Origin of the sequence: Micromonospora sp. CNB394, from assembly GCF_000374985.1 — a bacterium.
Taxonomy (GTDB): Bacteria; Actinomycetota; Actinomycetes; order Mycobacteriales; family Micromonosporaceae; genus Micromonospora; species Micromonospora marina.
Genome location: NZ_KB895825.1, coordinates 774,329 through 795,345 on the forward strand (window position 1 = coordinate 774,329; position 21,017 = coordinate 795,345).

Genomic DNA, 21,017 nt, shown 5'->3' on the forward strand with positions numbered 1-21,017 from the left:
AGTGGTGACCAGCAGCACGCTCGTCGGAGCGCTCGTGGTGGGTCTGGCCGTCGGCGGGCTGGGACGGCTCGTCCTGCCGGGGCGCAAGGCCGTCCCGGTGTGGCTGACACTCGCGCTCGGCGTGGCGTCCGCGCTGCTCGGCGCAATCGTGGTCGGGCTGGTGGACCACCGCACCGACGGATCGCCCGTGCTGCCGCTGGTGGTGCAGACCGGCTTCGCCGCCGTGGCGGTCGTGCTGGCGGTGGTCGCCGCCGGCCGGCCGGAGGCGGAGGGGCAGACGCCGCCCGGTACGGGCGGCCGGGGGAAGGAGGAGGTGTGACCGTCGTACCCACCGACCACCTCATGATGCTCATCTGCGACGGCTGCGGCGACAGCGTCACCGGCACGGGCGCCACGCTGCCCGACGCGGAGGTGGTGTGGACGCTCGTGTTCGAGCACGACTGGGTCGGCTCGCCGTTCGCGTCCGGACCGCATCACTGCCCGCGGTGCAGCACCCGAGCGGCCATCGCCGACGACGGCCTGGGCCTGGACGACCTGGAACAGGTCGCCGGCACCCCGGCCGCCCACGACGCCGACCCGGCCACCGCGGTCCGCCGCGCTCTCGACGAGCGTTCCCTGGGCGACGACATGGAACTGGTCGACCTGTCCCGCCTGGAGGTGATCGACTCCGCCGGGCTCAGCCTGCTGGTGCGCGCCCACCAGGACGCCCGCCGCGACGGCCGGCAACTGTGCCTGATGTCCCCGTCGCGGTTCGTGCTCACCGTGCTGCACACCATGCGGCTCGACGGCGTCTTCACCGTCGTCGACGGCCGCGTCCCGGTGCCGGGCCCCGCGTCCCGGCAACCGGTCCTGACCGAACAGAAGGAGCCCTCCCCGTGGTGATGCCCTGGCCGTACCCCGAGTTCCCGTATACCGGCGACGGACCGGAGCCCGACGACGCGGACACCCGGCTCGCATCGCTCGTCGCGCAGCGGCTCAGCGCCGACTGGACCACCCGCCGGCAGCAGATCACCGTGACGGTGCAGAACCGCGTGGTCATCCTCGCCGGCCTGGTGGCCGACCCGGCGACGCGCCTGGTCGCGGCCGAGCTGGCCTGGGACGTGCCGGGCGTGTTCGACGTCTGCAACGCACTGCGGCTCTACGGCGGACGGCGCGGCGGCCGCTGAGCGGCCGCTGTCGCACGCACCGGCATCCGCCTCCACGCCCAGCCGTGGGAGCGCCTCCCAGACCGCAGCGCCGGGCTTTCCGGGCAGGTTCACGACGGGCACCGTCCGGTCACCATCCAGACGACGGGACCTTCCCGCATGTTCTCGACTCCCCACCGGCACCTGCTCGTCGGCGGCGCGGTCGGAAGGCGGCTTCACCGCGACAGTGGCGGTACGCAACCTCGGCGACCCGGTGAGCAACTGCGCCCCGCCCTGGCCGCCGGACGACGGGTGATCCGGCCCGTACCGTGAAGGGATGACGCCTCCCGCCACCGTGCTGCTGGTCTTCGGCCGTGGGGTGGTGGCCGGCGCGGACGGCTACCGGCTCACCACGGAGAGCGTCGCACGCACCGAGGCGGCGGTGGCCTACGTCCGCGCGCACGCCGAGGCGTTCCGCCGCGCGCCCGGCGCCCGGGTGGTGTTCACCGGCGGCTGGCCGCACGGCCCGGCCGGCGCGCCCGCCCCGCCCGCCGGATACCGCGAGGCGGAACTGATGCGGGCCCTCGCACGCGCGGCCGGGCTCGACACGTACGCCCGGTCGGCCGCCGAGACCCGCTCCCGCACCACGGTGCAGAACCTCGCGCACACCGTCCAGGACGGGCTCCTCGACACGGCGGAGTTCACCGCGCAGCGCCCGCTCGGGCTGGTCTCCCACCCGTGGCACCTGCCCCGCGTCCGGCTGCTCGCCGCGCGCGTGCTCGGCCTGTCCGGCCCGGCGCTGGCCGACGTGCCGGTGACCTCGCCCGACCCGGTGCCCGTGCGGCGGGAGCGGGCCGCGCGGGCGTTCAGCCGGATCGGCTTCCTCGGTGTGCGCACCCCGGAGGCGTCGCTGCGCCGCGAGCGCGCGCTGACCCGCGCGGCCGACCGGATCGGACGCCTCACGCCCCGCCGGTGATTCACCGCCGCGCACCGGGGGTACGAGCGTCCTCGATCGACCCGGCGGGCCGTACCGGCGGGCGAGTCCACCCGGGAGGTTCCGTGATCGTGCTCGTGCCGGTGTACCGACCGGGTGACCGGCTGCCGCCGCTGGTCGGCGACCTGCGCGCGGCGCTGCCCGGCGCGGACGTGCTCGTCGTCGACGACGGCAGCGGCCCGTCCGCCGCCGGGGTGCTGCGCGCGGCCCGCGACCGGGGCGCGACGGTGCTGCGCCGCCGGGTCAACCGGGGCAAGGGCGTGGTGCTGCGCACCGGCTTCCGGTACGCCTCGACGCGCCACCCCGGACGCGACGTGGTCTGTGTGGACGCCGACGGCCAGCACGGCGTGCCCGACGTGTGCCGCGTGGTGGACCGGATGCGCGCCACCGGGGCGCCGGCGCTCGGCGTCCGCGAGTTCGACGGCGAGGTCCCGGCGCGCAGCAGGTTCGGCAACGCGGCGACCCGGGTGGCGTTCCGGCTGGTGACCGGCCGGGACGTCCGGGACACCCAGACCGGGCTGCGCGCCTACCCGGCCGCGCTGCTCGGCTGGCTCACCACGATCCCTGGCGACCGCTTCGAGTACGAGATGACGGTGCTGCTGCGGATGGTGCGCGCCGGGCTGCCGGTCGAGCAGGTGGACATCGTCACCCGGTACCACGGCGACAACTCGGGATCGCACTTCTCGGCGCTCGCCGACTCGGTGCGGATCTACCGGCCGCTGGCCGCCTCCGCCGTCGCGCGCGCGACCGGGCGCTCCGAGGTGGACGAGGTACCGGCCATCGGGCTCAGCCCTGCCGGGCCTTTCGCCGCTGGTCGGACTCGTTGAGGACGAACGGCTCGCCCCGGCGCCGGACCACGATCGGGCCGGCCTTGCGCTTGAGCCCGCGCAGGGACGGTCCGGCGGTCGCCTCCCCCATCTCGTCACCGGGCTGTGGAAGGCTTGTCCGCGTGGCACATCGACAGCCGATCCTTCTGATCGACTCCCCCAGCCTCTACTTCCGCGCCTACTTCGGCATTCCCGAGTCGGCCGCGAAGACCGGCGACGGCCAGCCGGTGAACGCCGTACGCGGGTTCCTCGACATGCTCGCCCAGCTCGTACGCACCCGCCGGCCCGGCCGCATGATCTGCGCGCTCGACCACGACTGGCGCCCGGCCTGGCGGGTCGAGCTGCTGCCGTCGTACAAGGCGCACCGGGTCGCGCCCGAGGGCGGCGAGGTCGTGCCGGACACGCTGTCCCCGCAGGTGCCGATGATCCTTGAGGTGCTGGACGCGCTCGGCATCCCGGCGGTGGGGGCCACCGGCTACGAGGCCGACGACGTGCTCGGCACGCTCGCGGCGACCCAGCCGGGCCCGGTCGAGGTGGTCTCCGGCGACCGCGACCTGTTCCAGCTCGTCGACGACGCGCACCCGGTGCGCCTGCTCTACGTCGGCCGGGGCGTGGCCAAGCTGGACGACTGCGACGATACGGCGGTCCGCGCCCGCTACGGCGTACCGGCCGACCGGTACGCCGACTTCGCGGCGCTGCGCGGCGACCCCAGCGACGGGCTGCCCGGCGTGGCAGGGGTCGGTGAGAAGACCGCCGCCCGGCTGATCGACCGCTACGGCGGGCTGGACGGCATCCTGGCCGCGCTCGACGACCCCCGCTCCGGTTTCGCGCCGGGGCTGCGGGCGAAGCTGGACGCCGCCCGCGACTACCTGGCCGTGGCGCCGAAGGTGGTCCGGGTCGCCACCGACGTGCCGCTGCCCGAGCTGGACCCGGCGCTGCCCACGTCCCCCGCCGACCCGGACCGGCTGCTGGAGCTGGCGCAGCGCTGGAACCTGGCCGGCTCGTGCCGCCGCCTGGTCGACGCGCTGGCGGGCGACCGATCGTGATCAGTTGATCACGAAGGGCGGTCGGTGCTCCGGCGGGACGGGAACGGCGCGCCGGGCTGCGCCAGCGTCGAGCGGGCCCGCAGGCCGACCGGGTCCGGCGCGGGTTCGGCGGCCACCGTCTGCGGCGCCACGTCGAGCCGCGAGCTGACGTACGCGGCCCCGGCGCGGTCGTCGTCCGACGGCGCGGCGAGCAGCGCGTAGACCAGGCCGACCACGCCGAAGACCACTGCCAGCACGATCGGCACCAGCAGGCCACTGACCTCGGTGCCGGAGACCGGGCCGCTGCCCTCGTGCAGGTGCACCGACAGCGCGCTCATGCCGGTGAAGTGCATGCCGTTGACCGCGATGCCCATGACCAGCGCCGACGCGGCGATGGCGAGCCCTCGCCGGACGGTCATCGCCAGCCAGAGCGCCACGGTGGCGGCCACGATCGCGATGACCACCGACAGCGTGACCCGTAGCGGGTCGTAGCCGAGCGAGCCGTCCAGGCGCATGGCGGCCATGCCGGTGTAGTGCATGGCGGCCACCCCGGCGCCGGTGAAGGACCCGCCGACCAGCAGCCGCGGCGCGGCCAGCCGGCCGGTGCCCACGATGGCCAGCCCGATGCCCACCGCGGCCACCGCGATCGCCGTGCTGGCGGCCGTCAGCGGCACGTCGTAACGGATCCGGGTGCCGCCGACGGCGAAGCCCAGCATCGCCATGAAGTGCATGGCCCAGATGGCCGTACCGCCCAGCGCCCACGCGGCGAGCAGGCCCCACCAGGCGCGCTGACCGCCGCTGGTGGCGGTCCGGATCCGCCCGGCGCAGACCAGCCCGAGCGCCGAGCCGAGCACCGACAGCGCGTAGCTGAGAGCCGGTGTGATCCACCCGTACTCAAAGTGATTGATCTCGCCCACGACGCCTTCCCTCACCATCGACCGGAGGGCGCCCCACGGCGCGCCCCCGGCAATGATGGGACAGGCCCTGACCAGGGCACACATCGGCCCCCCGATAATTCATCCGGTGGCAGCGCCGTGACGCAGCGGTGCGTCGATTTCCGGCAAGTGGTGACCGAAAGTGACCGTCAGGCGGAGGCGTGGTAGGCCAGTACGCCCCGGTTGACCGCCGCGATGGTCTGCCGGGCGGTGCCGCGCAGCTCGGCCGTGGCGCCACCCGAGTCGGCGATCTGCCCGAGCAGGTCGACCACCTGGCGCGCCCAGCGGACGAAGTCGCCCGCCGGCATCTCCCCGTCGATCTGGTGGCCGCTGGCCAGCACCTTCGCCAACGCCTCGCCGCGCGCCCACCGGTAGATCGGCCAGGCGAAGCCGAGATCGGGCTCCCGGGTCACGGCCAGGCCGCGCGCCGCCTCGTCCGCCTCGATGTCGCCCCACAACTCGAGCGTCGCGTCGACCGCGTCGGCCACCCCGCCGCGCGGCAGCGACGCCCGCTCGTCGACGTCGCGGCGCGCCTCGAAGACCACCACCGACACGGCGGCGGCCAGCTCGGCCGGGGACAGGCCGTCCCACACCCGGCGGCGCAGGCACTCGGCCACCAGCAGGTCGGCCTCGGTCCAGATCCGTGCCAGCATCCGCCCGGCGTCGGTGACCTCGCCGTCGGCGGCCAGGTAGCCGCGCGCCGTCAGCAACGCGACGATCCGGTCGAAGGTACGGGCCAGCGAGCCGGTCCGCCCGGACACCCGCTGGCGCAGCTCCTCGGTGTCGCGTTCCAGCCGGCGCCGCCGCTCCGCCCAGCGGGCGTGCTCCTCCCGGTCCGGGCAGGCATGACACGGGTGGGCGCGCAGCTCGACGCGGAGCTGGCTGAGCCGGTGGTCCTCCCCCACCGCCTGACGGGACCGGCCACCCCGCCGGCCACCGTGCCGGTCCAGGCCGGTGCCGCTGACCGCGGCGGCCAGATCCCGCCGGGCCGCGGGTGAGCGGTGGTTGAAGTGCTTCGGCACCCGGATGCGGGTGAGCACCTCGGCCGGGGTGGTGAAGTCACCAGGGGTGACCCGCCCGGCCCAGCGGTCCTGGGTCAGGACCAGCGGCCGGGGCTCGCCGAAACCGCCGGTGGCCGGGTCCAGCACCACCGCCAGGCCGGCCCGCCGCCCGGACGGCACCCGGATCACGTCACCGACCCGCAGCCGCTCCAGCGAGGCGACGGCCGCCGCCTTGCGCTGGGTCTGCCCCTGCCGGGCGATGGCGCGTTCCCGGTCGGCGATCGCCACCCGCAGCGCGAAGTACTCGTCGAAGTCGCCGTGGTGGCAGGCGGCCTCCGCGCCGTACGCGTCGATGGTCTCGGTGTTGCGCTGCACCTGCCGGGCCAGGCCGACCACCGACCGGTCGGCCTGGAACTGCGCGAACGAGGACTCGAGCAGCTCCCGGGCCGGCGCCGCGCCGACGCTGCCGACCAGGTTGACGGCCATGTTGTACGACGGCCGGAAGCTGGAGCGCAGCGGATAGGTGCGGGTGGAGGCGAGCCCGGCGACGTGCCGGGGATCGGTCTCCGGCGACCAGACGACGACCGCGTGGCCCTCCACGTCGATGCCCCGGCGGCCGGCCCGGCCGGTGAGCTGGGTGTACTCGCCGGGGGTGAGGTCGACGTGGGCCTCACCGTTGAACTTGACCAGACGTTCCAGCACCACGCAGCGGGCCGGCATGTTGATGCCCAGCGCGAGCGTCTCGGTGGCGAAGACGGCCTTGACCAGCCCGCGGACGAACAGCTCCTCGACGACCTCCTTGAACGCCGGGAGCATGCCGGCGTGGTGCGCGGCGAGGCCGCGCTCCAGGCCGTCGAGCCACTCCCAGTAGCCGAGCACCGACAGGTCCTCGCCGGGGATGGCGGTGACCTTGGACTCCACCACCCGGCGGATCTCGGCACGCTCGTCCGGGGAGGTGAGTCGCAGCCCGGCGGCCAGGCACTGCTGCACGGCGGCGTCGCAGCCGGCCCGGCTGAAGATGAACAGGATGGCCGGGAGCAGCCCCTCCCGGTCGAGCCGGTCGACGACGTCCGGGCGCATCGGGCCGCGCCAGCGCGGGCCGCGCCGTCCGCCGCCGGGGCCGGCGCTGCGGCCCTCGCCCAGCTCCAGCCGGCGCATCGTGTCCCGGGTGTAGCGCAGCAACTCGGGATGGACGTCGTGCTTGCGGGCGGCGTCGGCGTCGTGGAACAGGTCGAACATCCGTTTGCCGACGAGCATGTGCTGCCACAGCGGCACCGGCCGGTGCTCGGAGACCACCACGGCGGTCTCGCCGCGTACGGTGACCAGCCAGTCGGCGAACTCCTCGGCGTTGGAGACGGTGGCCGACAGCGACACGAGCGTGACCGACTCGGGCAGGTGGATGATCACCTCTTCCCAGACCCCGCCGCGGAACCGGTCGGCCAGGTAGTGGACCTCGTCCATGACCACGTACGCCAGGCCTTCGAGGGTGGCCGAGCCGGCGTAGAGCATGTTGCGCAGCACCTCGGTGGTCATCACCACCACGGGCGCGTCGCCGTTTATCGCGTTGTCACCGGTCAGCAGGCCGACCTGCGCGGCGCCGTAGCGGTCCACCAGGTCGTGGTACTTCTGGTTGGACAGCGCCTTGATCGGCGTGGTGTAGAAGCACTTGCGCCGGGTCGCGGGCGCGTCGCCGCCGGGCCGGCCGCGCAGCGCCAGGTGCACCGCGAACTCGCCCACCACGGTCTTCCCGGCGCCGGTGGGCGCGCAGACCAGCACGCCGCTGCCCCGCTCCAGCGCCTCGCACGCCTCGCGCTGGAAGTCGTCAAGATCGAACCCGAGATCCAGCGAGAATTCGTCCAGGGCCGGGAAGGCGAAGGCCTGCGCGGCCCGGCGGCGCGCCGCGGCGTACCGCTCGGCGGGGCTCGACATGGTTCCAAGATTAATCGGTGCCGCCGACGAGTACCGGTCAAGGCCATCCGGCAGGACGATCGGAGCGGTCGGTAGGGTGCACGACGTGCCGGACCGTACCGAACTGCCCCACGTCTCGAGCGGCGCCGACGACGCCGTCCGCCCGGGCCCGTCCCGCCGGCCCGTGGAGGCGGTGCTCTTCGACTTCCACGGCACCCTCGCCCAGGTGGAGGAGCCACTGGCCTGGGTGATCGCCGCCGCGTCCGCCTGCGGCGTCGAGCTGGACCGGATCCGGGCCACGTCGCTGGCCGACCGGCTGCTCACCGCCGGGCGCGCCGGTGGCCCGCTGCCGGCACGGGTGCCGCCCCGGCTGGCCGAGCTGTGGGCCGACCGTGACCTCTACCCGCACGCGCACCGGGGCGCGTACACCGGGCTGGCCGAGACCGTGGACACCGGCATCGACGGGTTCGCCGACGCGCTCTACGAGCGGGTGCTGGTGCCCGAGGGCTGGGTGCCCTACCCGGACACCGCGCCGGTGCTGGGCGCGCTGCGGTCCGCCGGGGTCAAGGTGGCGGTGGTCAGCAACATCGGCTTCGACCTGCGGCCGCTGTTCGCCGCCTGGGACCTCGACGCGCTCGTCGACGCGTACGTGCTGTCGTACGAGGTGGGGCGCTGCAAGCCGGACCCGGGCATCTTCCTGCGGGCCTGCGGGATGCTCGGCGTCGACCCGGAGCGCACGCTCATGGTGGGCGACACACCGGCCGACGCGGGCGCGGTGGCCGCCGGGTGCGGGGTGCTGGTGCTGCCCTGCGCCGACGCGGGCCGCGCGAACGGGCTCGGCGCGGTGCTGGACCTGGCCGGGGCCGCCTGACCGCTGGGCCGGGGTGAGCGGCGCGGACCCGTCCCGGTCCACCGGCTACCGTCAGGGGCATGACCGGTGCCCACCCCTTGCCGCAGCGTGCGCCGGGACGGCTCGGCGGGGTCGCGCTGGTGCTCGGTGGGGCGCTGTCGGTGCAGTTCGGCTCCGCGCTGGCCGCGCTGCTGTTCCCGCGGACCGGGGTGGCCGGGGCGGTGACGCTGCGGCTGACCGTCGGCGCGCTGCTGATGCTCGTGGTCTGCCGGCCCCGGGTACGCGGGTACGGGCGCCGCGACTGGGCCGCCGTGCTGGCGTTCGGGCTGGCCCTGGCCGGCATGAACTCGATCTTCTACCAGGCGATCGAGCGGATCCCGCTCGGCCCGGCCGTCACGCTGGAGGTGCTCGGCCCGCTGGCGCTGTCAGTGGTCGCCGCGCGTCGGCCGGCCGCCTGGTGCTGGGCCGCGCTGGCGCTGGCCGGGGTGGTCCTGCTCGGACAGGGCGGGTTCGACCGGCTCGACCCGGCCGGTGCCGCGCTGGCGCTGACGGCGGGTGCCATGTGGGCCGCGTACATCGTCTGCTCGGCGCGGATCGGCGCGCGGTTCCCCGGCGCCGACGGGCTGGCGCTCGCGCTGACCGTCGCCGCGCTGCTCACCCTGCCGTTCGGGCTGGCCGACGGGGGTGGTCGCCTGGCCGATCCGGTGGTGCTGGGGCTCGGTACCGGGCTGGCGCTGCTCGCCTCGGTGCTGCCATACAGCCTGGAACTGGCCGCGCTGCGGCGGCTGCCGACCGCGACGTTCGCGGTGATGATGAGTCTCGGTCCGGCGATCGCCGCGGTGGCCGGCTGGCTGGTACTCGGCCAGGCGCTGCGCCCGGTCGAGATGCTCGCCATCGGACTGGTGGTCGCCGCGAGCGCGGGCGCGGTCCGCGCCGCCGCGCCGCCGTCTTCTCCCGCGCCGCCCGCGCCGCCCGGAATCGGCCCGCCGGGTGCCGAGGACCCGGCGGTCAGCGCAGCAGCCGCAGCGCCGCCGGCACGGCGGTGACGGTCACCGGCAGGTCGAAGGAGCGCTCCCCGTCGGCGTACGCGGTGATGCCCTCGGCGGACAGCTCCACCGTCCGCGTGCGGTAGACGCGCACCAGCGGGTGCGTGACGTGGGTGCCCTGGTAGATCTGCGGCTTGACCCGCATCAGGGTGCGCCTGTCGAACCGGCCGCCGACCACCACGTCGAGCAGGCCGTCGTGCGGGTCGGCGTCCGGGCAGATCCGCATGCCGCCGCCGTAGCTGGCCGTGTTGCCCACCGCGACCAGCACCGCGTCGATCTCCTGCGTTACCCCGTCGAGGACCAGCCGGTAGCGGCGGGGCCGCAGCCGGGCCAGTTCCACCACGATCGCCAGGTCGTACCGGCGCGGGCCGCGCGGCCAGCGCATCCGGTTGGCGCGTTCGTTGACGATCGCGTCGAAACCGGCCGCGAGCACCGCGCCGAACCAGCGGTCCGTCTCCCCGGGCCGGGACAGCTGGGCCAGGTCGACCGGGCGGGCGCGGCCGGCGGCGAGCGCCGCGGTGATCACGTCGACGGCGGCGATCGGGTCGGCCGGGAAGCCGGTCTCCACCGCGAAGTCGTTGCCGGTGCCCGCCGGGACCGGCCCGAACGCCACGGCCGTGCCGGCTACCGCCTGCATCGCCCGGTGCACCGTGCCGTCGCCGCCGACCGCGACGAGCGCCCCGGCGCCGCCGGCGACCGCGGCGTGGCACGCCGCCTCCGCCTCCTCGGGGGTACGCGCGCGCAGCAGCTCGACCGGACGGCCCGCTCCGGCGAGGCGCTGAAGGATCCCGGGCAGCAGACCGCGGTGCCGCCCCCGGCCCGCGGTCGGGTTGGCGAGCACGGCGACGGGGCCGGGCGGGACATGATCGTGCGCGGTCACGGCGAGCACCGTACGGCACGGCTCGCGCCGCCCACCAGAGCCAGGTCGCGCCGCGGGCGGGCGGCACACGCCGACGGCGCCCGGCAGGGGTGCCGGACGCCGTGGCGGGGTGGTTCAGGGGAGGTCGATCGGGCGCAGCACCCGGTTCACGAAGCGACCAGGTCCGTGACTGTGGTCACGACCATTGCTTCGCCCCGACCGTCCCCGGTGGATGCACCCGGATCGACCGACTTCGGGTCGGCGTTCCCCGCGCCTCAGCGCACCACCAGCGGCTTGCTCACCGACGCCACGCCGTCGCCCTTGACCTTCAGCGACCACTCGCCCGCCGCGCCCAGCGTCACCACCGTCTCGGCGGTGCCGTTGGCCTCGGCCTTCATCTCGGCGACCCGCTTGCCCTCGGGGTTGAGCACGTACAGCGTCCGGGCCCCGGCGGTCTTGTTCGTCACCTTGAACGCGAGCTTCTCGCCGGGCTCGGCGATCAGCGCGTCCGCGCCGGTCAGCGCGTCGCTGGTCAGCTCGATCGTCACCGACCGGTCGTAGGCCACCTCGGCCGCGGCGCTGGCGAGGTTGCCGTCGTCGGAGACGGTGATCGTGGTCCGGACACCGTCGCCCTGCCGGCCGGGCTTGCAGGCCACCTCGTAGGTGCCGGTCTGCAGCGACGCGCGCAGGTCTCCGGTGCGGCCCGCCGGCACGTCCGCCACCTCGGCGATCACCTTGGTGAAGGCGTCGCCCTCCCGGCCGTAGACGTAGACCCCGGTGGCCTGCTGACCCCGGTTGGTCACGGTGAACGTGACGGTACCCGGGGTGAACAGCGTGGTGGTGACCTCGCAGCTGGTGTCGGTGGCGGTCACCGGCACCTGCTGTCCTTTCGGCGCGGGCTCGTCGTCACCGCAGGCGGTGAGCGCGGTGGCCGCGCAGAGGACGGTCAGGACGGCGGCGGTACGGCTCTTCATCGGGCTCTCCGGAGCGCAGGTCAGACGGGCTGACCGGAACGGGACGCCGACGCACCCCGGCATACCGCCCGGGGGGCTCGGCGGAGTCAGCAGAGTCTAAGCGGGTACGGCGTCCCGGCAAGGCCCGAGGGCGACCCGATGTCCGTTCCGGGCCGGCCCCGGGACGCGGCGGTCCACGCGAGGGGCATGATGGCGGGCATGCGGCTGGTCTCCCTGCTCCCCTCCGCCACCGAGATCGCGTACGCACTCGGCCTCGGCGACGACCTGGTCGGCGTCACCTTCGAGTGCGAGGTACCCGCACGCTACCGGTCGGGCACCACAGTGGTCGTCGGCGGCCGGGACACCCGGGGCATGAGTCCCGGCGACATCGACGCGTACGTCCGGTCGCAGGTCGCGGCCGGTGCCGACCTCTACACGCTGCACGCTGGCGCGCTGGCCGGACTCGATCCGGACCTGATCCTCACCCAGGACCTGTGCCGCGTCTGCGCACTGCCCTCGGGCCGGGTCGCCGACGCCGTGGACCATCTGGGATGCCGGGCCGACGTGCTGTCGCTCGACCCGTACACCCTGGACGACGTGCTGGAGTCGATCCGCGCGGTGGGCGCGGCGGCCCGGGTGCCGGATCGTGCGGAGGCGCTGGTCGACGGCCTGCGTGCCCGGCTCGCGGCGGTCGGCGCGGCGGTGGCGGGCCGACCCCGGCCCCGGGTCGCGGTGGTCGAGTGGGTGGACCCGCCGTTCGGCGCCGGGCACTGGATCCCGGACCTCGTCGACGTCGCCGGCGGCGAGCCGGTGGCCACCCATCGCGGCGCCCGGTCCACGCCGACCACCTGGGAGGCCCTGCGGGCCGCCCGCCCCGAGGTGGTGCTGGTCGCGCCGTGCGGGTTCCGTCTCGACGGCGCGGCCGAACAGGCCGCCGCGGTGGCCGGGCACTTCCCGCAGGCGCAGGTGTGGGCGCTGGACGCGGACGGGCTGATCGTGCGCGCCGGCCCGCGCCTGGTCGACGGCGCCGAGACGGCAGCCGCGATCCTGCACCCCGGCGCGGTCCCCCCACCCCACCCCGAAGCCGCCCGCCGCATCACCTGACCCCCCGCCCCGCCCGCCTGCCCGCCTGCCCGCCTGCCCGCCGCGATCTTGCAGCTTCGGCCCCGACAAAGAGCGGATATCGGGCACTGGAGGGGCACAAAGTCCAAGATCGACGTGGGATGGGGGCGGCGGCGGAGACGCGGACGCCGCCCCCGGGAGGCGGGGACGGCGTCCGGGGGTGCGCGGGTTCGGTCAGGTCATGTCGTCGTAACGGCGCTCGATCGGCTTCGGGGCGACGATCGGCTCGGGCGCGTCGATCGGCCCGGACGCCTCGATCCGGCTGCCCGCAGGCACCGGCTCGTTCGGCAGGTCAAGCGGTGACACCTCGTCGTCGGCGATGCCGGCGTACACCTCACGGCCGCGACCGCGCCGCTTGTCGTTGAGGAACGCCACCCCCACCGCGGCGAAGTAGAGCGCGCAGAGGCAGATCGCCAGCGCGCTCATGCCGAACGGGTCCGGTGTCGGCGTGACCACGGCGGCGAACGCGAAGAACACGAACACCGCCACCCGCCACCAGCTGAGCAGCCGCTTGGCGCTGGCCAGACCGACGAAGTTGAGCATCAGCACGATCAGCGGGAACTCGAACGCCACCCCGAACAGCAGGATGAGATTCGTGACGAACGAGATGTACCGGGTCACCTCGAGGTTCGTCGCGATGTCGTCGCCGGAGATGTCGAGGAGGAACTCCAGTCCCTTGGTGGTGACGAAGAACGCCAGCACCGCGCCGGCCGCGAACAGCGGGGCCGCGAGCGCGGTGAAGACGTACGCGTACCGCCGCTCGTGCCGGTGCAGGCCGGGCGCGATGAACGCCCAGAGCTGGTAGAGCCAGATCGGCGCCGCGATGATCAGGCCCACCCAGAGGCCGATCTTGAGGTTCAGCAGGAAGACGTCGGCGACACCGAGCTGCACGAACTTGCACTTGCCGGTCGCCGCGTCGTACGACTGCGGCAGGTCGCAGTAGGGCTTCGACAGCAGCACCCGGACCGGCTCGGCCAGCCAGATGCCGAAGCCGAAACCGACAAGGATCGCCAGCGACGCCCGGAACAGCCGGTTGCGCAGTTCACGGATGTGCTCGATGAGCGTCATCGAGCCGTCGGCCGCGCGCGCGAAACTGCTCGGGCCGCGCTTCTTCAACCCGAAGGCCACGGTGATTGGGGCCCTCTCGGATCAGTTCTCGCGGACGCGCTGCACCGGGTCGGCCGGCGGGGCCACGGGCTGCTGCGGCTGCGGCGCGTACGGCTGCTGCTGGGCGTACTGCTGCTGGGGGTACGGCTGCTGCACGTACGGCTGCCCCTGCACCGGCTGCTGCGGCTGGAGCGGCTGGTAACCGGCCTGCGCGTCCGCCTTCTCGGCGAGGTCGCGGTCGTCGTCGTGCAGGCTCTTGGTCTCGGCCTTGATGATCCGCAGCGAGCGGCCCAGTGAGCGGGCCGCGTCGGGGAGCCGCTTCGCGCCGAACAGCAGGATCAGCACGACCACGAGTACGGCGATGTGCCACGGTCTGAGGGCACCCATGGGAAGCTCCAGTCGCTCTGTGTCGGTGAGGGGTGGGTCGTCGCCCATCGTACGTGTGTCGCAGCGGCTTGCCACCCCTGCGGGCCTGCCGGTGCGGGCCCGATCGGTGAAGTTTCGACCAACCCGAAGTGTCCCGTCAACCGTCCAGGTCCGCGCATTTCTGCGCGTAACCGCCCGGGAACGCGCAGCCGACGCTCACCGGGACGACCGGCGTCGATCAGTCCCCGCGCCTGGCCTTGATCAACGTGATCCGCTCCTGCGCGAGCGCCGCCCGCTCCTGGAGCGCCTCGGCCCGCGCCTGCAACTGCTCGGCGGCCGACCGCAGCGACTCGGCCTCGGCCGCCCGGCGCTGCAACGCCAGCGCGGACCGGCGCAGCCCGGGCAGGCGGCTCACCACCGGCCGGACCGCCAGGGCCAGTACGACCAGCGCGAACACCACGACCCCGAGCACGATCCACGTCACCACGGCGGTCAGCCTAACGGGTGCCGCCGACGGCTGCCGGATCGGCGCTGCCGGCCGGGGTGGCGTACGCGTCGAGCGCGGCCACGGCCTGGGCGCGGACCTGCTCGGCCAGCTCGGCCGGGGCCACCACCGTCACCTCCGGGCCCAGCCCGAGCACGAACCGCCGGGCCCACCCGAGGTCGGTGACGCGCAGCGACACCAGCCACTGCTCGCCGTCGGCCTCGACCCGCTCGCACGGATAGTATTCGGTGATCCACCGCTCGCCCCGGCCGATCCGCAGCGTGATCAGCGGCAGGTCGGCCGACGGGCGGAACACGCCGTCGCGGAGATCGTGCGGGCGGGCCTGCGGCGGCACCACAGCCTGCTCCGGCAGCTCGGTCACCGCGTCGATCCGGTCGGCCCGGAACAGCCGCACCGCCTCGGCGCGGCGGCACCACGCCTCCACGTACGCCCGGCCGCCGACCATCAGCATCCGCAGCGGGTCGATGGTGCGTTCGGTGGTCTCGTCCCGGGCCGGGGTGTAGTAGGTGATCCGCAGCGCCCGGCCGCGCTCGACGGCGGCGCGCAGTTCGCGTACCCGTGCGGAGTCGCCGGGCAGGCGGACCTCGACCGGCGCTCCCGCCAGGTCACCCGCGGCGTTCTCGATCTTGGCGAGGGCCCGCTCGACCGCTTCCCGGTTCGCCACGCCCGGCGTCTCCGCGAGCATCCGCAACGCCACCACCAGGGCCAGGGCCTCGTCCGGGGTGAGCCGCAGCGGGCGGTCGATCCCGGCGTCGTAGGTGATCGTCACCCGGTCGCCGTCGAACGCCATGTCGATCAGGTCGCCGGGACCGTAGCCGGGCAGCCCGCACACCCAGAGCAGTTCCAGGTCCTCCCGGAGCTGCTTCTCGGTCACCCCGAGGTCGTGCGCCGCCTCGGCGATCTCGATGCCGGGACGGGCCAGCAGGTAGGGCACCAGGTTGAGCAACCGGGCCAGCCGGTCGGCGGAGGCACGGCCCGCGCGGGCCGCCGGGCGGGTCACCGGGCACCCCCGGTCACCGCGAGCTCGTCGTGGCGGGCCGCGACCTCCTTGAGCCGCTGGATGACCGCCTCCCGCACCTCCGGTGGCTCCAGGACGCGGACGTCCGGGCCGTACCCGACGATCTGGCCGGCCAGGGAGTCGGCGTCGGCGTACGGCAGCACCAGCCGGTCGCCGCCCGGACCGGCCTGGCACTCGACGGCCCAGCGGCGCAGCCCGGCCGCGCGGCCCGGCGTGGCCAGCACCGTGGCCCGGCCGGTGTGCTCCACCGGCCCGGACCAGCGGGCCACATGGCTGATCAGGTCGACCCCGGCGGGCGGCTCGTAGGCGCCCGGCTCGCCGGTCGACCGGACCGTGCCGACCACCCGGGACAGCCGGAAGCAGCGGGTCGCCGCCCGGTCCAGGTCGTGGCCGACCACGTACCACCGGCCGCGCCAGCAGACCACGCCCCACGGTTGCACCCGGCGGCGGGTGGGCGCGTCCCGGTCCGGGACGCGGTAGTCGAAGCTGACCTCGCGCCGGTCCCGGGCGGCGGCGGTGAGCGGCGCGAACGCCGGATCGACCGTCACCATCGGCTCCAGGCCCAGCGTGGCCTGCGGATCGACGTCGATGCCGGCGGCGCGCAGCTTCGCCAGCCCCGACGACGCGGCGGCGGCCAGCCCGGCGTGCTGCCACAACCGGGCGGCGATACCCACGGCGGCGGCCTCGTCCGGTTCGAGCGGGATGTCGGGCAACGCGTACGCGCGCGGCGCGATCCGGTAGCCCGGCTCGGCGTCGAAGACGCTCGCCGTGCCGGTCTCCAGCGGCACACCCAGCTCACGCAGCTCGGCCTTGTCGCGCTCGAACTTGCGCTGGAACGCCTCGTGGTCCTTGGCGTCGTCCGGGTCGTGCTCGTAACCGGGCACGGTCGCGGCGATCTGCGCGGCGGTCAGGAAGCGTCGCGTCGACAGCAGGCAGATCACCAGGTTGACCAGGCGTTCGGTACGGGTCCGGGACACGCCCAAACGCTAGCAGCCCGCGCGTCGGGCGCGGGCACCCGCGCGGCGCGGCGCGGGGGTCTTCGACCCGGCGGCGGGCATCGACCGGTCACAGGGTGATCGCGCGGCGGAACCGGAGGTCAGGACCGCGAGCGTCGGCACGGTCGTGGTGGCCGGCGCGGCGAGCCTCCCCATCGCCGTCGCCAAACTGGTCGCGGGCCTCGTGGCGGGCTTCGCCGTCACGCACGGCGTCACCACCATCCCGGTGCACGAGCACAGCGGCGAGTACCTGCGCCTGACCGCCGCCACCACCGTCAAGGCGGTCTTCCTGGAGGACAGCGCCGCGCTGACCACCGGAACCCCTGACCCGCCCGGGGGCCGTCCCGGCGGCGGCCGATACCGTGCACCGCATGGTGCGATGGCGGTCCGGCACGGTCACGGCGGTACGGCGACGGTGGGCCGGCGCTGCCGAACTCGACGTCGACCTGCCCGACGGCGCCCGCATGCGCGCCCTGGCCTACCCGGCGCTGGTCGGCGAGCCCGAACCCGGCGACCGGGTGCTGCTCAACGCCGGGGCACTGCTGATGGGCCTCGGCACCGGCGGCTACGCGCTGGTCGTGGCGCTGCCCGACCGCCTGCCCCCGGACCCGCCGCAGGCCGGCGACAGCCGTGACGCCGGGCACCTGGTCAAAGCCCGCTACACGCCGCTGCAACCGATCCTGCTCGGCGTGGACGAGGAGGCGTCACCGCACCACGACCGGCTGGCCGCCGCCGACACCGTCGACGGCATGCCGGTGGTCACCGCCGACCTGCACTCGGCGCTGCCGGCGATCCTGGCCGGCGTACGCGCCGACGCCCCCGCCGCGCGGGTCGCGTACGTGCTGACCGACGGCGGGGCGCTGCCGGCCTGGTTCTCCCGCACCCTGGCCGGGCTGGCCGGGCACCTCGTCGGCACGGTGAGCGTCGGCCAGGCGTTCGGCGGTGACCTGGAGGCGAGCACGCTGCACACCGGCCTGCTCGCCGCCCGGCACGTGCTCGACGCGGACCTGACGATCGTGGCCCAGGGGCCGGGCAACCTCGGCACCGGCACCCGCTGGGGCTTCTCCGGCGTCGCCGTCGGCGAGGCCGTGAACGCGGTCGCCGCGCTGGGCGGGCGTCCGGTCGGCTCGCTGCGCATCTCCGACGCCGACGCCCGCCCCCGGCACCGCGGCGTCTCCCACCACAGCCTGACCGCGTACGGCCGGGTCGCGCTGGCCCCCGCGGAGCTGGTGGTGCCGGACGGTCTCGCCCCCGGCCTGGCCGCGGAGGTCGCCGCGGCGCTGGCGCCGCTGGCCGACCGGCACCGGATCGTCACAGTGCCCACCGACGGCCTGGACGCGGCGCTGCGCGCCACCCCGGTCGGCCTGTCCACGATGGGCCGGGGCCTGGACGCCGACCACGCCTACTTCCTCGCCGCGGCCGCCGCCGGCCGGTACGCCGCCGGCCTGCTCGGCTGACCGCGCCGCCGTCAGACCGGCGGGTAACCGTCCGCGACGAGGTGGCCGGCGGCTCGCGCGTACGCCTCGGGATCGCGCGGCGTCCAGGTGCCCAGCCCGTCGACGTAGCGGTTGAACGTGCAGAACACGGCGATCAGCTCCCGCTCGCCCGGCGTCAGCGTGGAATGAGGAGCGCGCAGCAGCACCTCCGCCAGCTCACCCAGCCGCTTCGCCGGAAGAACCAGGGCCCCGCCCGGTCTTTCCATACTGGCCGTACGACTGAACCGACCGGAGACCTTCAGCCGAGGAACAGGATCAACGCCAGCCAGGCGCCCACGATCAGCGCCAACGCCGCCGCCAGCACCCAGGTCGGCACCGTGTAGTCGCCGCGCCTGTTGCGTTCGATCTCGGCCCGGATCTTCTCCCGCCGGCGATCGATCCAGTTGAGCTTCTCGGTGCCGTCACGGTCCGAGGACGTCTCGCGGCCGGGCCCACCGGCGGATTCGGAAGTGTTCATCGCGACGCCAGCGTACCCGTGGACCGGCGGCCGGTGCCGGGCACCGGCCGCCGGCACGATCACATGCTGGCGATCAGCCGTTCCACCCGCTCGTCGTAGGCCCGGAACGGGTCCTTGCACAGCACCGTGCGCTGTGCCTGGTCGTTCAGCTTCAGGTGCACCCAGTCCACGGTGAAGTCGCGCCGCTTCTCCTGGGCGTGGCGGATGAACTCGCCGCGCAACCGCGCCCGGGTCGTCTGCGGCGGTATCTCCTTCGCCTCGAAGATCTCCGGGTCGGTGGCCACCCGGTCGACCTCGCGGCGGCGCTCCAGCAGCCCGTACAGGCCGCGCCCACGTCGCAGGTCGTGGTAGGCAAGGTCCATCTGCGCCACCCGCGGGTGCGACAGCGGCAGGTCGTGCTTGCGCTGGTAGCGCTCGATCAGCTTCAGCTTGGTGACCCAGTCGATCTCACGGGCCACCGGGTCCAGGTCGCCGGTCTCGACCGCGCGCAGCACCCGGCCCCACAGGTCGACCACCCGCTTCGCGGTCTGGTCACCGCCCCGGCGCTCCACGAACTCCGTCGCCTTGGCCAGGTATTCCTGCTGGATCTCCAGCGCCGAGACCTCCTTGCCGGAGGCCAGCCGCACCTTGCGCCGGCCGGTGATGTCGTGCGACACCTCGCGGATGGCCCGGATCGGGTTCTCCAGCGTCAGGTCGCGCATCACCACGCCGGCCTCGATCATCCGCAGCACGATGTCGGCGGTGCCGACCTTCAGCAGCGTGGTGACCTCGTTCATGTTCGAGTCGCCGACGATCACGTGCAGCCGGCGGTAGCGCTCGGCGTCCGCGTGCGGCTCGTCCCGGGTGTTGATGATCGGCCGGCTCCGGGTGGTCGCCGACGAGACGCCCTCCCAGATGTGCTCGGCCCGCTGGGACAGGCAGTAGACCGCGCCCCGCGGCGTCTGCAGCACCTTGCCCGCGCCGCAGATGAGCTGCCGGGTGACCAGGAACGGGATGAGCACGTCGGCGAGCCGGCCGAACTCGCCGTGCCGGGACACCAGGTAGTTCTCGTGGCAGCCGTACGAGTTGCCGGCCGAGTCGGTGTTGTTCTTGAACAGGTAGATCTCGCCCGCGATGCCCTCGTCGTGCAGCCGCTTCTCCGCGTCGACGAGCAGCCCCTCCAGGATCCGCTCACCGGCCCGGTCGTGCGCCACCAGGTCGGTCACCGAGTCGCACTCCGGAGTCGCGTACTCGGGGTGCGAACCGACGTCGAGATAGAGGCGGGCGCCGTTGCGCAGGAACACGTTGCTCGACCGGCCCCACGACACCACCCGCCGGAACAGGTACCGCGCGACCTCGTCGGGGGACAGTCGGCGTTGCCCGCGATAGGTGCAGGTGACGCCGTACTCGGTTTCGAGGCCGAAGATTCGCCGCTCCATGATGAGACACTAGCCGCCCGGAGCCTCCGATGGGCAGCGCCGACGCTCGCCGCTTGCGATCTCCCCCGCAGATCGGCAAGGTGGCGGCATCCGTACACGGAAGACCCCGCCACCTCGGCGAGGTGGCGGGGTCCGCAGACGAACGTCACTCGGCTGGCTTGTCCTCCGCGTTGCCCTCCAGATCGGCCGAACCCGCCGACGTGGTCGGCTTCTTCGCCTCCTCCGTCGGCACCGTCGGCGTCTTCGCCCGGCCCGGCGCGGGCGCCGTGTCGGCCCCGGCGTCGCCCTCCAGCAGCGCGGTCAGCGCCGCGCCGGTCACCCGCCGGAACGTACGCCCCACCCGGCCCCGGTCCAGGACCGCCACCTCCAGCTGGTTCGCGGCGATCGTGCGGGCCGCCCCGCCCTCGCCGCCGACGCTGCTCAGCGCCTTCACCGCGGCACGGACCGCCTCCGACAGCGACATCTCCGGCCGGTGCTCGTTCTTCAGCACCCCGCTGATCGCCTCGGCCTGGCCGCCCATCGCCATCCGGCCCGGCTCGTCGTTCACCGAGCCGTCGTAGGTCACCCGGTAGAGGGAGTCGTCCTCGGCCGTGGCACCCACCTCGGCCACGCAGATCTCCACCTCGAACGGCTTCGACTGCTCCGTGAAGATCGCGCCGAGCGTCTGCGCGTACGCGTTCGCGAGCGCCAGGCCGGTCACGTCCCGCCGGTCGTAGCTGAGCCCGTTGAGGTCGGCCATCCGCACGCCCGCGCGGCGCAGGTTCTCGAACTCGTTGTACCGGCCGACAGCGGCGAAGCCGATCCGATCGTAGATCTCGCTGACCTTGTGCAGCGTGCTGGACAGGTTCTCGGCGACGAAGAGCACCCCGCCCGCGTAGCTCAGGACCACCGCGCTGCGGCCCCGGGCGATGCCCTTGCGGGCCAGCTCGGAGCGGTCGCGCATGATCTGCTCGGGCGAGGCGTAGAACTGCATGGCCACGGCGGCGGTTCTCCTTCTGCGGGACTGCTGAC

24 protein-coding genes are annotated in these 21,017 nt (G+C 74.4%); 10 read left to right on the plus strand and 14 right to left on the minus strand.

Features of this window, described 5'->3' with window-relative positions; all coding sequences use genetic code 11:
- Positions 1–4 precede the first annotated feature (4 nt).
- From C569_RS0103650 to C569_RS0103670, 5 genes are all read left to right on the plus strand, one after another.
- Complete coding sequence (locus tag C569_RS0103650) at positions 5–319, plus strand: GlsB/YeaQ/YmgE family stress response membrane protein (protein WP_026267664.1); 315 nt, start codon at positions 5–7, stop codon at positions 317–319.
- The gene (locus tag C569_RS0103655; protein WP_018784470.1) at positions 316–882 is read left to right on the plus strand and encodes an STAS domain-containing protein; all 567 of its coding nucleotides are present in this window, start codon (positions 316–318) and stop codon (positions 880–882) included. Before C569_RS0103650 ends, C569_RS0103655 begins: the two co-directional genes overlap by 4 nt.
- Complete coding sequence (locus C569_RS0103660; RefSeq protein WP_018784471.1) at positions 876–1,166, plus strand: BON domain-containing protein; 291 nt, start codon at positions 876–878, stop codon at positions 1,164–1,166. Before C569_RS0103655 ends, C569_RS0103660 begins: the two co-directional genes overlap by 7 nt.
- Before the next feature lie 295 nt (positions 1,167–1,461).
- A complete protein-coding gene (locus C569_RS0103665; RefSeq protein WP_018784472.1) occupies positions 1,462–2,100 on the plus strand; it encodes a YdcF family protein in 639 nt (212 codons plus the stop codon).
- An 83-nt stretch (positions 2,101–2,183) separates the two neighbouring features.
- Entirely contained in the window at positions 2,184–2,945 is a 762-nt protein-coding gene (locus C569_RS0103670; protein WP_018784473.1) for a glycosyltransferase family 2 protein, read from the plus strand.
- On the opposite strand, the gene C569_RS0103675 is transcribed toward C569_RS0103670, so the two are convergent.
- Positions 2,905–3,036 carry a ribosomal protein bL36 gene (locus C569_RS0103675; protein WP_018784474.1) on the minus strand — a complete coding sequence of 44 codons (132 nt, stop codon included), beginning with the start codon at positions 3,034–3,036 and terminating at the stop codon, positions 2,905–2,907. The two genes, C569_RS0103670 and C569_RS0103675, sit on opposite strands and share 41 nt — an antisense overlap.
- Positions 3,037–3,067: 31 nt before the next feature.
- On the opposite strand from C569_RS0103675, the gene C569_RS0103680 reads away from it, so the two are divergent.
- On the plus strand, positions 3,068–3,991 hold the full coding sequence (locus tag C569_RS0103680; protein WP_018784475.1) for a 5'-3' exonuclease: 924 nt from the start codon (positions 3,068–3,070) through the stop codon (positions 3,989–3,991).
- Between the two features lie 8 nt (positions 3,992–3,999).
- On the opposite strand, the gene C569_RS0103685 is transcribed toward C569_RS0103680, so the two are convergent.
- Positions 4,000–4,887 carry an MHYT domain-containing protein gene (locus C569_RS0103685; protein ID WP_018784476.1) on the minus strand — a complete coding sequence of 296 codons (888 nt, stop codon included), beginning with the start codon at positions 4,885–4,887 and terminating at the stop codon, positions 4,000–4,002.
- 167 nt (positions 4,888–5,054) lie between these two features.
- Positions 5,055–7,835, minus strand: a complete 2,781-nt coding sequence (locus C569_RS0103690) for an RNA helicase (protein ID WP_018784477.1) — start codon at positions 7,833–7,835, stop codon at positions 5,055–5,057.
- 85 nt (positions 7,836–7,920) lie between these two features.
- On the opposite strand from C569_RS0103690, the gene C569_RS0103695 reads away from it, so the two are divergent.
- Both C569_RS0103695 and C569_RS29760 read left to right on the plus strand, forming a co-directional pair.
- Complete coding sequence (locus C569_RS0103695) at positions 7,921–8,685, plus strand: HAD-IA family hydrolase (RefSeq protein WP_026267665.1); 765 nt, start codon at positions 7,921–7,923, stop codon at positions 8,683–8,685.
- A gap of 59 nt (positions 8,686–8,744) precedes the next feature.
- Complete coding sequence (locus tag C569_RS29760) at positions 8,745–9,710, plus strand: DMT family transporter (RefSeq protein ID WP_018784479.1); 966 nt, start codon at positions 8,745–8,747, stop codon at positions 9,708–9,710.
- On the opposite strand, the gene C569_RS0103705 is transcribed toward C569_RS29760, so the two are convergent.
- Positions 9,673–10,599: a diacylglycerol kinase family protein gene (locus tag C569_RS0103705; protein ID WP_018784480.1), complete on the minus strand. Its 927-nt coding sequence runs from the start codon at positions 10,597–10,599 to the stop codon at positions 9,673–9,675. The two genes, C569_RS29760 and C569_RS0103705, sit on opposite strands and share 38 nt — an antisense overlap.
- Before the next feature lie 245 nt (positions 10,600–10,844).
- Positions 10,845–11,543, minus strand: coding sequence for a hypothetical protein (locus C569_RS0103710; RefSeq protein ID WP_018784481.1), 699 nt, complete (start codon positions 11,541–11,543; stop codon positions 10,845–10,847).
- A gap of 198 nt (positions 11,544–11,741) precedes the next feature.
- Between C569_RS0103710 and C569_RS0103715 the strand changes: the two genes are divergently transcribed.
- Positions 11,742–12,626: an ABC transporter substrate-binding protein gene (locus C569_RS0103715; RefSeq protein ID WP_026267667.1), complete on the plus strand. Its 885-nt coding sequence runs from the start codon at positions 11,742–11,744 to the stop codon at positions 12,624–12,626.
- 192 nt (positions 12,627–12,818) lie between these two features.
- Here C569_RS0103715 and tatC read toward each other — a convergent pair whose 3' ends face one another.
- The 5 genes from tatC to C569_RS0103740 all read right to left on the minus strand — a co-directional run bounded on the left by tatC (position 12,819) and on the right by C569_RS0103740 (position 16,617).
- On the minus strand, positions 12,819–13,772 hold the full coding sequence (tatC, locus tag C569_RS0103720) for a twin-arginine translocase subunit TatC (RefSeq protein WP_018784483.1): 954 nt from the start codon (positions 13,770–13,772) through the stop codon (positions 12,819–12,821).
- Positions 13,773–13,793: 21 nt separating this feature from the next.
- The gene (gene tatA, locus C569_RS0103725; protein ID WP_026267668.1) at positions 13,794–14,138 is read right to left on the minus strand and encodes a Sec-independent protein translocase subunit TatA; all 345 of its coding nucleotides are present in this window, start codon (positions 14,136–14,138) and stop codon (positions 13,794–13,796) included.
- A 217-nt stretch (positions 14,139–14,355) separates the two neighbouring features.
- The gene (locus C569_RS0103730; RefSeq protein ID WP_018784485.1) at positions 14,356–14,604 is read right to left on the minus strand and encodes a hypothetical protein; all 249 of its coding nucleotides are present in this window, start codon (positions 14,602–14,604) and stop codon (positions 14,356–14,358) included.
- Between the two features lie 10 nt (positions 14,605–14,614).
- Complete coding sequence (locus tag C569_RS0103735; RefSeq protein ID WP_018784486.1) at positions 14,615–15,622, minus strand: YafY family protein; 1,008 nt, start codon at positions 15,620–15,622, stop codon at positions 14,615–14,617.
- Positions 15,619–16,617, minus strand: a complete 999-nt coding sequence (locus C569_RS0103740; protein ID WP_018784487.1) for a YafY family protein — start codon at positions 16,615–16,617, stop codon at positions 15,619–15,621. Before C569_RS0103740 ends, C569_RS0103735 begins: the two co-directional genes overlap by 4 nt.
- A gap of 389 nt (positions 16,618–17,006) precedes the next feature.
- Between C569_RS0103740 and C569_RS0103750 the strand changes: the two genes are divergently transcribed.
- Positions 17,007–18,092 carry a DUF3866 family protein gene (locus C569_RS0103750; protein ID WP_018784489.1) on the plus strand — a complete coding sequence of 362 codons (1,086 nt, stop codon included), beginning with the start codon at positions 17,007–17,009 and terminating at the stop codon, positions 18,090–18,092.
- A gap of 11 nt (positions 18,093–18,103) precedes the next feature.
- Here the strand turns inward: C569_RS0103750 and C569_RS0103755 are convergent, their stop codons facing one another.
- From C569_RS0103755 to prcA, 4 genes are all read right to left on the minus strand, one after another.
- On the minus strand, positions 18,104–18,337 hold the full coding sequence (locus C569_RS0103755; RefSeq protein WP_018784490.1) for a hypothetical protein: 234 nt from the start codon (positions 18,335–18,337) through the stop codon (positions 18,104–18,106).
- A gap of 32 nt (positions 18,338–18,369) precedes the next feature.
- Positions 18,370–18,588: a hypothetical protein gene (locus C569_RS0103760; protein WP_026267669.1), complete on the minus strand. Its 219-nt coding sequence runs from the start codon at positions 18,586–18,588 to the stop codon at positions 18,370–18,372.
- Between the two features lie 59 nt (positions 18,589–18,647).
- Positions 18,648–20,006, minus strand: a complete 1,359-nt coding sequence (gene pafA / locus C569_RS0103765; protein WP_018784492.1) for a Pup--protein ligase — start codon at positions 20,004–20,006, stop codon at positions 18,648–18,650.
- A gap of 145 nt (positions 20,007–20,151) precedes the next feature.
- A complete protein-coding gene (prcA, locus tag C569_RS0103770; protein ID WP_018784493.1) occupies positions 20,152–20,985 on the minus strand; it encodes a proteasome subunit alpha in 834 nt (277 codons plus the stop codon).
- Positions 20,986–21,017: the final 32 nt, after the last annotated feature.

Excerpts from the sequence above, each read along its gene's own strand:
- C569_RS0103665 (WP_018784472.1), top strand. The coding sequence starts at position 1,462 with ATGACGCCTCCCGCCACCGTGCTGCTGGTCTTCGGCCGTGGGGTGGTG.
- pafA (WP_018784492.1), bottom strand. The coding sequence starts at position 20,006 with ATGGAGCGGCGAATCTTCGGCCTCGAAACCGAGTACGGCGTCACCTGC.
- C569_RS0103710 (WP_018784481.1), bottom strand. The coding sequence starts at position 11,543 with ATGAAGAGCCGTACCGCCGCCGTCCTGACCGTCCTCTGCGCGGCCACC.
- tatA (WP_026267668.1), bottom strand. The coding sequence starts at position 14,138 with ATGGGTGCCCTCAGACCGTGGCACATCGCCGTACTCGTGGTCGTGCTG.
- C569_RS0103690 (WP_018784477.1), bottom strand. The coding sequence starts at position 7,835 with ATGTCGAGCCCCGCCGAGCGGTACGCCGCGGCGCGCCGCCGGGCCGCG.
- C569_RS0103755 (WP_018784490.1), bottom strand. The coding sequence starts at position 18,337 with ATGGAAAGACCGGGCGGGGCCCTGGTTCTTCCGGCGAAGCGGCTGGGT.
- C569_RS0103675 (WP_018784474.1), bottom strand. The coding sequence starts at position 3,036 with ATGGGGGAGGCGACCGCCGGACCGTCCCTGCGCGGGCTCAAGCGCAAG.
- C569_RS0103715 (WP_026267667.1), top strand. The coding sequence starts at position 11,742 with ATGCGGCTGGTCTCCCTGCTCCCCTCCGCCACCGAGATCGCGTACGCA.
- C569_RS0103760 (WP_026267669.1), bottom strand. The coding sequence starts at position 18,588 with ATGAACACTTCCGAATCCGCCGGTGGGCCCGGCCGCGAGACGTCCTCG.
- C569_RS29760 (WP_018784479.1), top strand. The coding sequence starts at position 8,745 with ATGACCGGTGCCCACCCCTTGCCGCAGCGTGCGCCGGGACGGCTCGGC.
- C569_RS0103750 (WP_018784489.1), top strand. The coding sequence starts at position 17,007 with ATGGTGCGATGGCGGTCCGGCACGGTCACGGCGGTACGGCGACGGTGG.